The following is a 14,380-nucleotide window of genomic DNA, read 5'->3' as shown; positions in this document are numbered from 1 at the left end:
TATGGGCTAAGCATTAGCCTGTTTAAGGATACCCGGCTATCGTATCTTCTAATCAATGACAGATCTATTTTTAAGCCATCCTACGATTATAAGAATAAAGAATACTGCCAGGATCAATGTCACGAACCAGTATTCTATCGCACTGAAAAGTAAATTATGAATTATAATGCCGCAGGCCATGACGTCCCGTGATGTCCAGTAAAAAACGAGGTCAATGATGCGGCGGGAGTCTGAAGGGACCGTAGCAGTGTTCCTGTATATCTGGATCGAATCGTCGGCGAGAACGCTTTTATCTCCTTCGCCTGACACGTATACTATTACCGGTTCAGGGGAACTGTAGCCTTTTTTGAAAGCGTTTACGAGATATCCCGGCCCGGGGTTTTCATCCCTGAACATCAACGTGATCTTACCGCCCTCATCCGTCTTACCGACTGGCATTGAGCCTATGTAAACATTTGCGTCGCTGACCGGCAGACCTTTTTCATCCCTGAGCGTCATCTCCTCTGACTGTCCTGCCTTCAGGTCGATCCGATTACCTCTTATAGCGAAAGTCAATACGGGGTTTTCCGAAGGGTATACGTTGAACTTAATCATGTTGTTGCCGATGAAAGCGAAGTGTTCACCGGGCTCTTTGCAATATATTGTCGCTTTATATTGTTTCAGCTGATTGGTATGGACAATTATGGTATCGGGCTGTTTTATTATGCTATCTTTCATCTCGCACTCCGGATAGACCCGTATAGCTGGCAAAGCCCTGAGATCCGACAGCTCTCCCGTACCGATGTTCCTGATCGTGCAGGTAATATCAAAATTTTCAAACTGAACAGGAAAATCATCGGATACCGAAAGGTCTGATATCACAAGGTTCTGTGCGGTGTCCAGGCTTATTTCCACATCATTAGAGTAGGTGCCATTGAACTCCGCTTTAAAAATATCCCGGGACAGGCCCCCGTCATAGTAGATGGCCATAATGTTCGACGTCGAGTTTGAACGATATTGCCCGTTACCCGTCGAAGTGATATTTGCTCCTTTTATCGGGGTCCCATTCTCGTCGACGGCCATCAGGAGCACTGCAGAATTGCTCTCCAGGTGTATCTTCGGACCTGCCTCCACCCATATTAACCTTTCCGGCAGTGCATTTACATCCACAAAAAAAGCCTTCAGCTCTATTGATCCCGGGTTATCGGCAAATTTTTGCGGATATTCTATGCGAAGCGGGTCATGTGCAGTGTAGCCCGGCACTATGATGTCAATGCGCTCTTCCCGTGATCCTATGTTGACCATCTTTAGCACTGAATAGTGATGGCCGCCTATGTCCAGAATATTTGCCGTAAGGGCATATTCGCCCGGGACTAAATTATAGAATGTGTTAGAAGGGGACCTGTAGAAACATCTTTCACCGCTCTCCTTGTTTATTAAAACCAGGCTGACATTCTCAAGCATCGAACTGATGGGTTCTCCATTACTATCCAGTACAGTGACCTTCAGTGTTGAAAGAGAATCCACTTTCCCCGGCATCCGGTCGTTCGATGATTCTACAGGTAGCATTAACCCTAAATTGGCAATAATTACAATCGAAATTAGTATAGAGCATAGTATTAGCCTTAGTTTCATAAATAATCTTCTCTAAAGTAATCTTTTGTATTTTTTGTAAATTATAAAACATTTTATGTTTTTTTAAACGTTTATATGGAACTATAAGCGAAAATTAATTATTAGTAATTTTATTTTATATAAATGATTATTAGTTAAGCGATGACAAGTTTATAAAAAAAGGGGTTCATCGTATGTGTGGCGATAAAAAAGATCGGCATATATTACGGGATTTTTAGACGTACCGATATATGGATTATTCCCTTATTCTATCCTCAAGCCACTTTTTTGCCGATCTTAGCTGTTCGGCGTCATATGATCTCATTTTGATCTTTACGACTCCGGAAGGATATGAGCCGAACAGGACATCGGGGAATTTTTTTACAGCCTCGTTAAGGCCTGATACAAGGTCCGATTCCGGCCTTTTGGAGATCAGCCAGTCAACGAACATCTTTTTACCTGTGAACATGTCCATCACATGTTCGAACATGGCTTTCATCTCGGAAGGAACGCCCGGAAAAACAAAGATCCTCCCTTCAACTATAAATCCCGGTGCAGCCCCTACCGGATTGGGTATTACCCCGGAGCCTGCCGGTATGTCCGCCATGGTCAGGGCGTCGGGCTTGCATGTGACACGAGTTACTATCTTTACTGCTTCCGGGTCCCGCACAAGGCCAACTCCGGCCGCTTTAGCTACGCCGTACCTTGTTATGTCGTCATGGGTGGGGCCAATGCCTCCGGTGATGATGACCTTATCCGTAGCGGCCCTTTTTATTTCATCCGCTATGGTCTCTATGTCATCGGGTATGACTATTATCTTTTTTACAGCGACTCCATTATCGGTCAGCCGCTTAGCAAGCCATACTGAGTTCATGTCCGATATGTCGCCGGATAATAGTTCATCCCCGATACATATCACCGTGGCATCCAAAATGTCTCACCTGTTTTTAATGTAATTTCTACCTATCAGGACCATTCCGCCGACACCGCCGATAAACAGGCCTAGCGGGAGGAATGGCATACATCCGGTTCCAGGGGACGGGGTTGGAGAAGGCGTGGGCGTGGGTGTCGCGGTAGCCGTCACGGTCGCAACTGGCGTAGGTGTCGGTGTCGCGGTGGCATCGGGCCTTATCGTGTACACCTCTGTGCTCTTATCCATGAACGCGTCCCAGTCAAAGTAATTCCATAATAATGTATAATATGATGAGTTCCTCGAGACCGCGAACTCCTTTAACCTGTAGTACTTCTGCTCGGGCGGTATCGATTCGGAAGTTGTCTGCTCATCGCTTAAGTATATCTTACCGTCATCGTCACGAATGGTGACATTGAGCAGGTATTTTACGTTTTCATTCGTGGGGTTATACAATGAGTAATAAAGCTTAATGAACCTGTATTCAGATGACGGGAAATTGATGGGCGAGTATCCTGTCGGCTTGTCCGAGACCTCTATCCTGTCAAAATGTATCTGTATACCCTTGTTCTCATAGACCTGATTGACATAACTTATATTGTCTTCAGCCCCAAGAGCGGGAGTAACAAAGCACAGCACCATCAGTGCCGTGATAAGCATTATTTTGGACTTCATATGCATCAGACTCTAAATGTATTACAATACGTTTAAAAGCATATTGGTGTCAGATAGAAACCAGCGATATCGATAAAGTCCCTTTTCAGTATGTTCGGCCGGACCGCAGGGATATAAAACCGCTCCCGCCATTGCATATGGTCTTCAAATCCTCAATTTTTTATGTGCCATTTTTGAGTAACATTGAACAATATCCAGCGACATATGAATGAATATGTCTGACGAATACCCGGAGAGTCTACAGGAAGCTATCGAGATGGCGAAAAATAAATTATCTAAAATGCTCGGCGCGCCTCAAAATACCCTGGCGGTCATATCAAGCGAAGAGATCACCTGGCCCGACACCAGCCTTGGCATGCCCGAACCCGGCAAGTCTTATGCGCAGATGCTGGTCGAGGGCTACAGGATCGTCTTATCATTCGGCGATAAAAAATACGAGTTTCACATAGGGAATGGTATGGTTAAAATGGACTGATGATAAATTGATTTATAATGAATTTTCATTATAGTATATGTGTATTTATTTATCATTATTTTTCATTAACAAAGTCAGCGTATGCCGAAATTTATTTTTATAATACTGGAAGACATGTAATTTATTAAGGTCGACATTCATGCATTTTAGTCATTTGTCGAGCGATATGTATAAGTAGGATAAATTTAATTACTCAGCAGTGTTAAATCTATAACGATTATAAATTATAAAGATGAATGGAGACCGATAATGAGCCGAACAGAACTGAAGCTTGTCAATACGATACTGGAGGGTCCGGCAAGGGAAGTGGCCCTTGAAGAAGCATTGGAAAGCCTTTCTAAGAACCAGGATACCATCATGGTAGACGAGGAAGCATGGATCACCATCGAGATGATAGCTACAGGCGCCCTGAGTCCATGTGATGGTTTCCACACACAGGAGGACTACAGGTCTGTGTTACATACGGGCAGGCTTGCCGACGGTACGCCATGGCCGACACCGCTGTCTTTCGCGGTCGCAGGTGAACGCAACCAGGATGTTCTGAAAGGTCTCAGCAAAGGGGACATCGTTACTCTTATCAACAAGAATAAAGAGCCGATAGCGCGCATCATCACCGAGGAAGTCTTCGAGTATGACCGCGAGGAACGCGCGCAGTGTGTTTTCGGCACGACAGATAAGCGCCACCCAGGAGTGCGCAGCATCTATGAGAGGATGGGTGACAGGTCGCTTGCCGGAAAGGTCGAGCTCATGACCCGGGCCAACTGGGGAGCATTTGAGAAATGCAGGCTTACACCGGCAGAATGCAGGGATTACTTCTACAAGAAAAAGGGCGCAAAGAGCGTTGTCGGCTTCATTACCGGCGCCAATCCTGTCCACCGCGGCCACGAATACATTCACCGCACGGCGCTTGAGAACAATGACATGCTGCTCATCCAGCCCCTGGTGCAGCTGGCGAAGCCTGAGTATGTACGGTCCGAGTACCGGCTTCAGGCTTACGAGACTCTTATCAACAAATATTACCCGAAAGAAAGGGCATTGATCAGCCCGCTTCGTGTGACATACATATTCGCAGGCCCGAGAGAGGCTATACTGCACGCGCTTGTGTCAAAGAACTTCGGAGCGACGAGCTTCGCCATAGGAAGGGACCATGCAGGCGTAGGCAGCTATTACGGCGACTATGAATGCCAGACGATATTCGACCGCCTGTACGAAGGAGGAACAAAGGAGCTTGGCATCGATCTTCTGTTCTTCAGCGAAGTGTTCTACTGCACACGCTGCGGCACAACGGCGACGGAGAATACCTGCCCGCACGGGAAACAGTACAGGATAAACATAAGCGGCACATCGATCAGGGAACTTATGAGATATGGCTATATGCCTCCGAAGGAGGTCGTCAGGCCCGAGGTCGCCAGAATAGCGATGCAGGGCGTTCAGCCTAAGGGTCTTGACGAGAACGGAGGGTCCATTTATCCAGTAGGCTCTATCATAAAGAAGATGTTCCCGTTCTATCTGGTCGCCAAGAGGCTGGGAGGACAGCTAAGGGATAAGCCCCTGAGCTGGGAAGACCTCACCATAGAGGACGTTGAGAAGGCCCTTATGGATGTCAGGGAGAACTCCGAAAGGATACTTCGTGACATAGCCCGCGAGGTCGAATACTTCGGCGACGTCAGGAGAGACCTGGCGCCACAATGGATCCTGGACGGGGACGAGTATGCCCGCGAGAGGCAGCTCAGCCTTATTAAAGCCCTCGAGGAAAAAGTGAAGACAGCTGACCCGAGCGCTGATAACAGAATGTTCCAGAGCAAAGAGGAGGCAGAAAAGGAACTCGAATCTGCAAAGCATGTCTATGAGAACCTGCCGAACTCACGCCTGGACTCTAAGAAGATTATCTGGAATCCGCTAAAATACGAAGAATACCATTAAGGTATTAAAAGGCCGGGCATCATCCAGTGTCCGGCTCTTCGTATAAATTTTAAATTCTTTTCTTAATGCGGAGCGTTTTTATTAATGTTTTACGTGAATATGATGCATTTTAATCTGAAAGGCTCCACTCTTTTTTAAAGACACGCCGAGTTTTTAGGGCTCTGTCCCGTAAGCTCTTTATACAAATATCAGTTCCTCATAAATCAATCTAAACACAAAGGCAACCGAGACTACGGTTTTTTACCACTAAGCGCACGAAGGGCTCTAAGGTCCACTATTTTTTTAACCACAAAGCGCACGAAGGCGAATAAGGTACACAAATTTTTTTAGCATATGTTAATCTTCTAAAGGAAGTCCTTTGTGTTCCTTTGTCGCCTTTGTGCGCTTTGTGGTTGGCAGTTTGGTGTTCCTTCGAGCCCTTTGTGATTATGGTATAAAGATATGCTAAACAATGAATTTAAGGGATACACCACTAAGAACGTTGCGTCTTTGGAATAAAAACGTGGCCATGATAAATTCTCATTATAAAATTAAGGATTTAAGATACACTGCAGTTAGTAGATCATGCATCCGGTTCCCGGAACACTTCATAAAAAAGGTATGTGTCTTAAATATTCTTCAAGCCATATGAGGTCATCAGCATTGACGGGTTCAGTTTACCATATCCTTTCGTGATACCGTCCTCAAGGCCGTTGACCGTGAGCCTGGCCGTTGTGAACATCGCCGGATCGACCTTCGAGTAATCTCCCTGCGATTCTTTCATTATCGATAAAAAGCCCTTACCGTAGTTCTTTGATGACGCTGAGACCGCGTCTTTGAAACGTTCATCCTGGCATTTTGCATATAAAAATGCCATACCGTAATATGCAATGCTGTCGAAGGATACGCCCATTGATTCCTGCTCGCCGCTCATTACCGGGGCGATAGGCGTGGCGCTTGAAGCTGACGTGATATTTCTCGTATCATATCCCAGCTGGTACAGCCTGTTCAATACCCATTCCACGGTGCGCGTGCTGTTAACGATCGAGCCTGCTATTGAGTTGGGCTTAGCAACCAGCGCCACTACACATTCCGGGTCTGTCGAGCATTGCTTTGCTATGAAATCTATCTCTTTCTCTCCCGGCAAAGCCTGTGATTCGATGTTTATGATGGCCGTCTCGGAATCATCAGTATAATCTATCGCCGAATATAACGCCTTAGGCTTTTGGGATATCGCTCTTGCCGGACCAAAAGCCGTGCCGGTGTAGCCTTCTATCTTTAATTTCCACGCAGGCTTCTGGGACCCCAGGCACGCAAGGTATGGGCTGTCTATGTAGACTTGCGAGAAATGCAGGTAATAGTCATCGATGATGCCCGGGACCATTGATATTTTGCCGAAGCCGCCCAGGCTTACCATTGCATATAGTATGCCGGCGCCTATGCTGCCGACCGCATTGACTCCACAATCGATGACCGTGGCCTGGTTCTCAAGATAATATGACTTTACGTTCAGCTCTTCTTCCCTGTCAAGTATCTCATCAATATACCTTGTCACGTTATCGTTTATGGAGATCATTTTCGACTTCCTGCCTCTTTTCTTATGATATGGATAAGCGATAGTTTAGATTATCCTAACTATACAAATCCTTATCAGATAACATAAAAGCATTTCGCATACTAAAACATACAAAAAATATATGTCAAATGTGAATAGGATATATAGGCGCTGATATTAGAAACATTTATACAGTAATAATATAAATACGGTAAATATATTAAGGGGTCTGGCCTTGGTCTTATTCGAATTCTTATCACTTTATATCACTGACATTATTACGCAGATCGGCTATCTTGGCATAGTGTTCCTGATGACGCTGGAAAGCGCATGTATGCCCGTCCCGAGCGAGATCGTAATGCCTTTTGGTGGGTTCGCCGCACAAAGGGGCGACCTGGACTTTTTCCTTGTCGGGCTTGCAGGAAGCGTCGGGTGTCTTATCGGGTCGGTGTTATCCTATGCCGTGGGATACTATGGCGGCAGGCCGATCCTGGAAAAATACGGGAAGTATGTCCTCATTTCTAGTGATAAGATGGTCATTGCTGACAGATGGTTCGAGAGATACGGCGGCAAGGCCGTTTTCATTGCGAGGCTATTGCCCGTCATACGCACTTTCATCTCTCTTCCGGCTGGCATAGCAAGAATGGACTTTAAAAAATTTTCCGTTTATTCATTTGTCGGATCGATACCCTGGTGCTACGCTTTAGCCTATGCGGGAATACTTCTTGGCGAAAACTGGAAGAGGCTGGAAGACTACTGGATATATCTTGATATAGCCATTGTCCTGGGTGTCGTGCTGTTCGTTCTATACGCTGGCTATAAAGCGTTCTATAAAAAAGAAAGCATGGATGCCATTATGGGGACAAGATAAAAGGAACTTAGTGGCGTGCATGTAAAGTCTCCCGTGTATATTAATATATTATCAAGATCAACATGAAGGCTACTAAGGGCACGGTTTCTCACCACATAGCGCTCTAAGGGCTAGAAGTACCACCATTTTTCACCACTAAGCGCACGAAGGCGAGAAAGGAACACAATTTTTTTTTTAAAAGATGCCTCTACCATTAAAAACATCCTTTGTGAACCCTGGTGCCCACTGCGCCTCTGGCGGTGAAAAATGCTGGTACTTCGAGCACTTAGTAGCCTTCGTGTTCATCATTGAACATAAAAGATCCAGTAAAAACCGGGATCATATATCATTTTAAACGGAAGAAAAAGAATGATATTTGATCATTCCGATAGTACCTTCGCAAAAGCGAATTTTTCCTTAACGTCGTCAATCTTAATTTTCGCTTTTTGCCCTTTCCTAGCGTCTTTTACGAAGATAACAAAATCTTCCACTCTTGCGATACCGTCTCCGGACTTGCCAACATCCTCGATCACTACTTCCATTACCTGACCTTTTTTCACAGGCGCCGTCAGGAAGCCTTTTCCAATAACGTAAATCTCTGCGCTTTGTTTTCTAGAGGCTTCGGATTTGTATGATGTCACGAATGCGAAGTTCTTTCTAACAAGATTCAGGTACATGTCGTACATGTCCCCCTGAAATATCTTGACGACAAAATTACCGCCCGGCGATAATAGCTTAGCCGCTACATCAAGCGCGACTTTTCCGAGGTCTATTGACCTGCCATGGTCAAGCGCCCAGTTTCCGGAAACGTTGGGGGCGGCATCGCATATGACCGCGTCTACCCTGTCCACGAGCGCGAATATCTTCTCCTGTGTCGCGGGTGCTGTCATGTCTCCTTTGATAGTTGTAACTCCTTCAATGGGCTCTATCTTTTGCAGGTCGACGCCGATCACTGTCCCGCCGGAGATCTCTTTTGCTACCTGTAACCATCCTCCTGGGGCGGCTCCCAGATCTACGACGGTGTCCCCTTCCTTGATGATCTCATATCTTTCATTTATGTATTGTAATTTGAATGAGGCTCTCGAACGGTATCCCATTTGCTTGGCCTTATTATAAAAGAAGTCTCTCTTTTTAGCTGGCATATTCCCTCTTTGAACTCAGTATCGCACATGTGATATGTATCTTTCGTACATTTCGATACGAGTAAATACTTTTCTTATGTCTATGAAAAACTTGTTGAAATAGCTTATTATTGTTTAAATATATATTTATATCAATATATCTATTTTGTTACATTATATTGTGTCAGGATATTGTATATAATTCGTATTTAATCATAAAATATTTTAATTATATATACTCTATATAGTGGTATATATCATACATACCATGGCTATAGATATGACAGGTTAAATATGAGGGGCTATTGAAAATAATGTTACCGTTTATACAGGGGAAAAATATGGAAACTCGTAAGGTTCAGATCACAGGCGGAACAACACTCATTGTATCTCTTCCCAAGTCATGGGCTAACAAGGTGAATTTAAAGGGTGGCGATGAAGTCTCTCTGGTGCCTCAGTCAGACGGCTCGCTATCGATACGCACCAAGAATGCGCCGGAAGTGCATCATTCCAAGACCATCTATATCGAGAATAAAGATGGCGATAACCTGATCAGGGAGATCATAGCAGCCTATATAGCCGGTTTCACTTCAATAGAGCTAAAATCTGCCAAGATCTTATCGAGACAGCGCGACACCGTCAGGAAGACCGTCAATATGCTGATCGGCCCTGAGATCATCGAGGAAACGTCCGATAAGATCGTGCTACAGGACATCCTTAATCCTGCCGAACTATCAGTTAAAAAGAGCATAAAAAGAATGTTCATGATAACAAGCTCCATGCAGGAGAACGCGATAACTGCCCTTAAGGAGAAGGACTTCGACCTCGCGAAGGACGTGGCGGACAGGGATAGCGAAGTGGATAAACTGTATCTTCTTGTCTCTAAACAGTTCCGGATGGTCATGAGGGATATATCCATAGCGGATAAATTCGATATGACCATGGAAGAGCACCTTGACCTGAGGCTTGCGGCATATCCTTTTGAGAGGATAGGGGACCACGCGAACAAGATATGCAACATGGTCATACAGATCGGGGAAATGGAAGTGCCGCAGGATGTCATCGACAGGATCGATGAAGCGAATAAGCTTTGTATGAAGATAGTCGAAGATTCGATGGAAGCGCTAATGAAGAAAAACATCACTCTTGCGAACTCGACCTTCCTGAGGCGTACCGAACTGACGGAAAAGATACGTGTCATAGACGAGTCCGTCCTGAACCTCAGCTCGGAAGTATCGATGCCTATCGGCATTATTCTCGACAGTCTGGACAGGATATGCGATTATGGCTGTAATATCTCCGAGATCGCTATAAACTCTGCCGTATCGACGGCCAACTCTAAATAGAGTTGACACTTATTTTTAATTTCTATATAGTGCTATATAATTTATCATGCTAATTTATATATGATCACTTACTATACTCATTATCATAAAAGGTGAAATAATGGAAAATAAATTAATGAATGGCAGCGATGCTAAAAAATCCCGATTCAGCAGCATATGCATGGACTGTGTTTTTTGGTATCAGTGCCGCAAAGGCGAGATCGACTGCAATGTCAGGCCGGTCAAAGTAATGGATAATGTTGTAAGGGCTTAATCCCTTAAACTAATTTTTAAAGTTCTTTGTAAATCATATAATCATTAAGATCGGCAGTGTATTCTTACATAAAAAATCTTATCTATATTTTATAATAGAACTCTATTTTTAAATTTATAGGGCCTATAACCCTGTTTCGCTTATTTTAACCCAATATTACTAAATATCCAATTTTGGACTATATATTCTATATATCACTACTGATGTAACATAGGTTATGTTTAACATCATATGCGGGTAGGTATGCCATAAGGTGAACAATCTAATGTTTAACAAGAAATCCGTATTAGCGATTCTAGCAATAGCGATCATAAGCATTAGCGCATTTGCGCTAGGCTGCACTCAGGAGACCCCGACTGCAACCCCAACTCCGGCAGCGACCGGCGAACCAACCTTATCCGGCTCGATACAGGTCACCGGTTCAACATCCGTACAGCCCTATGCGGATGAACTTGCGCTTGCGTTTGAAGAGAAATATAGGGGCACAAGGGTACTCGTATCGGGCATCGGCTCCGGTCCCGGTATCAAAGCGACCGCTGACGGCACCTGTGACATGGGCATGTCATCCAGGGAACTAAAGGCCGAGGAAGAGGCACAGGACCTTAAACCCCATATCATAGCTTACGACGGTATAGCGATCATCGTTAACAAGGCTAACCCGGTATCAGACCTGACCACAGATAATATCAAAGAGATATTTGCCGGCAACATCACTAACTGGAAGGACGTCGGCGGTAACGATGCACAGATAGTTGTGGTAACGAGAGAGGCGGGTTCCGGTACAAGGGGAGCCTTCGAGGAGCTTGTTATGCAAAAGGGCAGCAAGGCTAACATTACGATGGCTGCCATCCAGCAGGGCTCAAACGGTCAAATATCTACTGTGATCAAGGGCAACACTAACGCTATAGGTTACATCTCCTTCGGCACTCTGAGCGACGATGTAAAGGCCTTAAAGGTGGATGGCATCGCACCTTCGGTAGGGACCATTAAGGACAAGACCTACAGTATACAGAGGCCGTTCCTGTTCGTTACAAAAGGCAACACCGCAGAGACCAACGCTCTTGTAAAGGCTTTCCTCGAGTTCACTCTCGGCTCCGAAGGCCAGGCAGTATTACAGGAAGGAAATCTGGTATCACCAAATTAGGTTTTCTGACGGGTATTGACCCGTCATTTTAATATTCTAAAAGCGGGATAACTTATGAAGATCATCGAAAAAACAATCGAGTCGAGCCTTTTATTATGCGCTCTATCATCCATCATCACGATCTTTCTAATAATCTTCTATATTCTCACTAACGGCCTTCCATTGCTTATGAAAGGGGGCATTATAGATTTCATTTTAGGCACGGTCTGGATGCCGCCTTATCAATACGGCATATTTCCCATGATAATCGGGACTGTCGCAGTAACTGTCCTGGCGCTTATCCTGGGCTTTCCGCTGGGCCTCGGTTGCGCATTATTGATATCGGAGGTGGCCCCTCCGGGTGTCAGGAACACTATCAGGCCTGCGATCGAGACACTGGCAGGCATACCATCAGTCATATACGGGTTTTTCGGCCTTATCATAATCGTACCGCTGATCATGAACTATCTCGGAGCGGCGACAGGTCAAAGTGTGCTTGCATGCGGAGTCATTTTAGCTATCATGATATTGCCGACCATTATCAGCATATCCGAGGATGCGATCAGGGCTGTACCGCGTGAATTAAGAGAAAGCTCGCTAGCCCTTGGCGCGACAAAATGGCAGATGATATCGGGGATAGTCGTCCCCACTGCGAAATCGGGCATAATCGCAAGCGCCGTACTGGGAATGGGCAGGGCTATCGGAGAGACCATGGCTGTCCTGATGGTAAGCGGTAATGTGGCGATGATACCGGACTCCATCCTGAGCCCTGTGGAACCGCTCACTGCCGTGATCGCGCTGGAATGGGGCTATGCCGCCGGTGAGCACCAGCAGGCTCTATTCGCCGTAGGGGCTGTTTTGATGGTCATAATCATGGCGCTCAATATTGCCATATATGTCGCATATAAGAAAAAGTCAATGGGGACCCGGATATGAGTATGTTGCCTGAAAAGAAAAAAGACCGGAGATACCTCTATAATAATATGGGCATAGCGATGCTCTGGATGTGCGGCATTATCACACTGTTAATACTCCTGGTCGTCATCGGTTACATACTGGTCAACGGTATTGGCGCGATAAACTGGGAATTCCTGACGGAATCCCCTAAAAAGATGGGGCGTGAAGGCGGGATCTATCCGACGATCGTGGGTACGATAGCAGTGACACTTGTAGCGGTCATTGTCGCCACGCCTCTTGGTGTCGGAGCGGCGATATACATGGCAGAATATGCCGGAGAAAACCGGATCACTAAGATAGTCAGGTTCGGTGCCGACAGTCTTGCCGGCATTCCTTCCATCATTTTCGGCCTGTTCGGTTACCTGTTCTTTGTATATACGTTAAAGATGGGCTTCTCGATACTGGCCGGTGGATTGACGCTGGCTCTGATGGCGCTGCCTATCATCCTGAGGGTATCCGAAGAGGCTGTACGTGTAGTGCCCGAATCCTATAAGCACGGGAGCATGGCGCTTGGAGCCAGCAAATGGCAGACTATAAGAAAGGTCGTACTGCCCGCAGCATTTCCCGGAATGATCACAGGCGTGATACTCGGCATGGGAAGGGCTGTAGGAGAGACCGCAGCCGTGATGCTTACTGCGGGTACCGTGGCAAAAGTCCCCACGACTCTATTCGATCCCGTCCGTACGATGACGCTTCACGTGTACGTCCTGGCGATGGAGAACCTTTCGATGAAGAACGCATACGGCACCTCGGCGGTGCTGGTATTGATGATACTGGCGATCACGATAATCAGTAACATGATCACAAGAAGATACATTTCAAAACTAGGCGGTAAAATATAATGGAAGCTACAGGCAATATCCTTGAGTCAAAGGACATTAACCTATTTTACGGAAAGACACATGCACTGAAAGACGTGACCATGGGGATACCGGAACGTAGCATTACGGCTATCATCGGCCCGTCGGGATGTGGAAAGTCGACTTTCCTCAGATGCCTGAACAGAATGAACGATCTTGTTCCAGGGGTCAGGATAACGGGAAGTATATCCTACCGGGGCAAGAACATTTACGACAAGGACGTGGACGTCGTAGGCTTGAGAAAGAGCATCGGCATGGTATTCCAGAAACCAAACCCGTTCCCGATGTCCATATATGATAATGTCGCCTACGGCCCAAGGATCCATGGCATCAAGGATAAAAAAAGGCTTAACGAGATCGTAGAGAAAAGCTTGAAACAGGCATTCCTGTGGGATGAGGTCGGAAGCAGGCAGCAGGAGTCGGCCATGAGCCTTTCCGGAGGGCAGCAGCAAAGATTATGTATAGCCCGCTGTCTCGCGGTAGAGCCTGAGATCATATTGATGGACGAGCCTTGCTCAGCCCTGGACCCGATAGCGACTTCAAAGATAGAGGATCTTATGAGAGCGCTTAAAGAAAAATACACGATAGTCATTGTCACGCACAACATGCAGCAGGCTGCGCGTGTGTCGGATAGGACGGCGTTCTTCCTGATGGGTGATCTGATCGAGTACGATGCGACGAAGAAAATATTCGAGAACCCCCGGGATAAGCGTACGGAAGATTATATAACGGGCAGGTTCGGATAATTGGTGGGATAAGA

Annotated in this window: 14 protein-coding genes; 9 read left to right on the top strand and 5 right to left on the bottom strand. The window is 45.9% G+C overall.

The genetic code is table 11. The features are described from left to right. Positions 1-48: 48 nt before the first annotated feature. From CUJ83_RS12130 to CUJ83_RS12120, 3 genes are all read right to left on the bottom strand, one after another. The gene (locus CUJ83_RS12130) at positions 49-1,548 is read right to left on the bottom strand and encodes a carboxypeptidase-like regulatory domain-containing protein (protein ID WP_230742587.1); all 1,500 of its coding nucleotides are present in this window, start codon (positions 1,546-1,548) and stop codon (positions 49-51) included. Between the two features lie 301 nt (positions 1,549-1,849). Then, complete coding sequence (locus CUJ83_RS12125; RefSeq protein WP_230742586.1) at positions 1,850-2,524, bottom strand: competence/damage-inducible protein A; 675 nt, start codon at positions 2,522-2,524, stop codon at positions 1,850-1,852. Between the two features lie 6 nt (positions 2,525-2,530). Continuing rightward, a complete protein-coding gene (locus CUJ83_RS12120) occupies positions 2,531-3,178 on the bottom strand; it encodes a hypothetical protein (protein WP_230742585.1) in 648 nt (215 codons plus the stop codon). A gap of 214 nt (positions 3,179-3,392) precedes the next feature. Between CUJ83_RS12120 and CUJ83_RS12115 the strand changes: the two genes are divergently transcribed. Continuing rightward, positions 3,393-3,653 (top strand): DUF8738 domain-containing protein, encoded by a 261-nt coding sequence (locus tag CUJ83_RS12115; RefSeq protein WP_230742584.1) that lies wholly within the window; start codon positions 3,393-3,395, stop codon positions 3,651-3,653. Positions 3,654-3,902: 249 nt separating this feature from the next. Beyond that, positions 3,903-5,576: a sulfate adenylyltransferase gene (locus CUJ83_RS12110; RefSeq protein WP_230742583.1), complete on the top strand. Its 1,674-nt coding sequence runs from the start codon at positions 3,903-3,905 to the stop codon at positions 5,574-5,576. A 607-nt stretch (positions 5,577-6,183) separates the two neighbouring features. Here CUJ83_RS12110 and mch read toward each other — a convergent pair. After that, entirely contained in the window at positions 6,184-7,131 is a 948-nt protein-coding gene (gene mch, locus CUJ83_RS12105; RefSeq protein ID WP_230742582.1) for a methenyltetrahydromethanopterin cyclohydrolase, read from the bottom strand. Between the two features lie 214 nt (positions 7,132-7,345). On the opposite strand from mch, the gene CUJ83_RS12100 reads away from it, so the two are divergent. Then, positions 7,346-7,981 (top strand): DedA family protein, encoded by a 636-nt coding sequence (locus tag CUJ83_RS12100; RefSeq protein ID WP_230742581.1) that lies wholly within the window; start codon positions 7,346-7,348, stop codon positions 7,979-7,981. A gap of 359 nt (positions 7,982-8,340) precedes the next feature. Here CUJ83_RS12100 and CUJ83_RS12095 read toward each other — a convergent pair whose 3' ends face one another. Beyond that, on the bottom strand, positions 8,341-9,102 hold the full coding sequence (locus CUJ83_RS12095; RefSeq protein ID WP_230742580.1) for a 23S rRNA (uridine(2552)-2'-O)-methyltransferase: 762 nt from the start codon (positions 9,100-9,102) through the stop codon (positions 8,341-8,343). Positions 9,103-9,422: 320 nt separating this feature from the next. Here CUJ83_RS12095 and CUJ83_RS12090 point away from each other — a divergent pair, with 320 nt between their 5' ends. The 6 genes from CUJ83_RS12090 to pstB all read left to right on the top strand — a co-directional run bounded on the left by CUJ83_RS12090 (position 9,423) and on the right by pstB (position 14,366). Continuing rightward, positions 9,423-10,427: a phosphate signaling complex PhoU family protein gene (locus CUJ83_RS12090; protein WP_230742579.1), complete on the top strand. Its 1,005-nt coding sequence runs from the start codon at positions 9,423-9,425 to the stop codon at positions 10,425-10,427. A gap of 100 nt (positions 10,428-10,527) precedes the next feature. After that, entirely contained in the window at positions 10,528-10,680 is a 153-nt protein-coding gene (locus tag CUJ83_RS12085; protein ID WP_230742578.1) for a hypothetical protein, read from the top strand. Positions 10,681-10,945: 265 nt separating this feature from the next. Continuing rightward, positions 10,946-11,824: a phosphate ABC transporter substrate-binding protein gene (locus tag CUJ83_RS12080; RefSeq protein WP_230742577.1), complete on the top strand. Its 879-nt coding sequence runs from the start codon at positions 10,946-10,948 to the stop codon at positions 11,822-11,824. Between the two features lie 54 nt (positions 11,825-11,878). Then, positions 11,879-12,739 (top strand): phosphate ABC transporter permease subunit PstC, encoded by an 861-nt coding sequence (pstC, locus tag CUJ83_RS12075; RefSeq protein WP_230742576.1) that lies wholly within the window; start codon positions 11,879-11,881, stop codon positions 12,737-12,739. 2 nt (positions 12,740-12,741) lie between these two features. Beyond that, complete coding sequence (gene pstA / locus CUJ83_RS12070) at positions 12,742-13,602, top strand: phosphate ABC transporter permease PstA (protein WP_439651970.1); 861 nt, start codon at positions 12,742-12,744, stop codon at positions 13,600-13,602. Continuing rightward, positions 13,602-14,366 (top strand): phosphate ABC transporter ATP-binding protein PstB, encoded by a 765-nt coding sequence (gene pstB / locus CUJ83_RS12065; protein WP_230742574.1) that lies wholly within the window; start codon positions 13,602-13,604, stop codon positions 14,364-14,366. The genes pstA and pstB overlap by 1 nt, the downstream gene beginning before the upstream one ends. Positions 14,367-14,380: the final 14 nt, after the last annotated feature.

It is taken from the genome of Methanooceanicella nereidis (genome assembly GCF_021023085.1).
GTDB classification, from domain to species: domain Archaea; phylum Halobacteriota; class Methanocellia; order Methanocellales; family Methanocellaceae; genus Methanooceanicella; species Methanooceanicella nereidis.
Note: the sequence above shows the minus strand (reverse complement) of the source record. Positions and strands in the feature narration are given on the sequence as shown.

What these genes read in the sequence shown, in the direction of transcription:
- pstC (WP_230742576.1), top strand. Translation starts at nt 11,879, where the DNA reads ATGAAGATCATCGAAAAAACAATCGAGTCGAGCCTTTTATTATGCGCT.
- CUJ83_RS12090 (WP_230742579.1), top strand. Translation starts at nt 9,423, where the DNA reads ATGGAAACTCGTAAGGTTCAGATCACAGGCGGAACAACACTCATTGTA.
- CUJ83_RS12120 (WP_230742585.1), bottom strand. Translation starts at nt 3,178, where the DNA reads ATGAAGTCCAAAATAATGCTTATCACGGCACTGATGGTGCTGTGCTTT.
- CUJ83_RS12095 (WP_230742580.1), bottom strand. Translation starts at nt 9,102, where the DNA reads ATGCCAGCTAAAAAGAGAGACTTCTTTTATAATAAGGCCAAGCAAATG.
- CUJ83_RS12110 (WP_230742583.1), top strand. Translation starts at nt 3,903, where the DNA reads ATGAGCCGAACAGAACTGAAGCTTGTCAATACGATACTGGAGGGTCCG.
- CUJ83_RS12080 (WP_230742577.1), top strand. Translation starts at nt 10,946, where the DNA reads ATGTTTAACAAGAAATCCGTATTAGCGATTCTAGCAATAGCGATCATA.
- CUJ83_RS12130 (WP_230742587.1), bottom strand. Translation starts at nt 1,548, where the DNA reads ATGCTACCTGTAGAATCATCGAACGACCGGATGCCGGGGAAAGTGGAT.
- CUJ83_RS12085 (WP_230742578.1), top strand. Translation starts at nt 10,528, where the DNA reads ATGGAAAATAAATTAATGAATGGCAGCGATGCTAAAAAATCCCGATTC.
- CUJ83_RS12115 (WP_230742584.1), top strand. Translation starts at nt 3,393, where the DNA reads ATGTCTGACGAATACCCGGAGAGTCTACAGGAAGCTATCGAGATGGCG.
- pstA (WP_439651970.1), top strand. Translation starts at nt 12,742, where the DNA reads ATGTTGCCTGAAAAGAAAAAAGACCGGAGATACCTCTATAATAATATG.
- mch (WP_230742582.1), bottom strand. Translation starts at nt 7,131, where the DNA reads ATGATCTCCATAAACGATAACGTGACAAGGTATATTGATGAGATACTT.
- pstB (WP_230742574.1), top strand. Translation starts at nt 13,602, where the DNA reads ATGGAAGCTACAGGCAATATCCTTGAGTCAAAGGACATTAACCTATTT.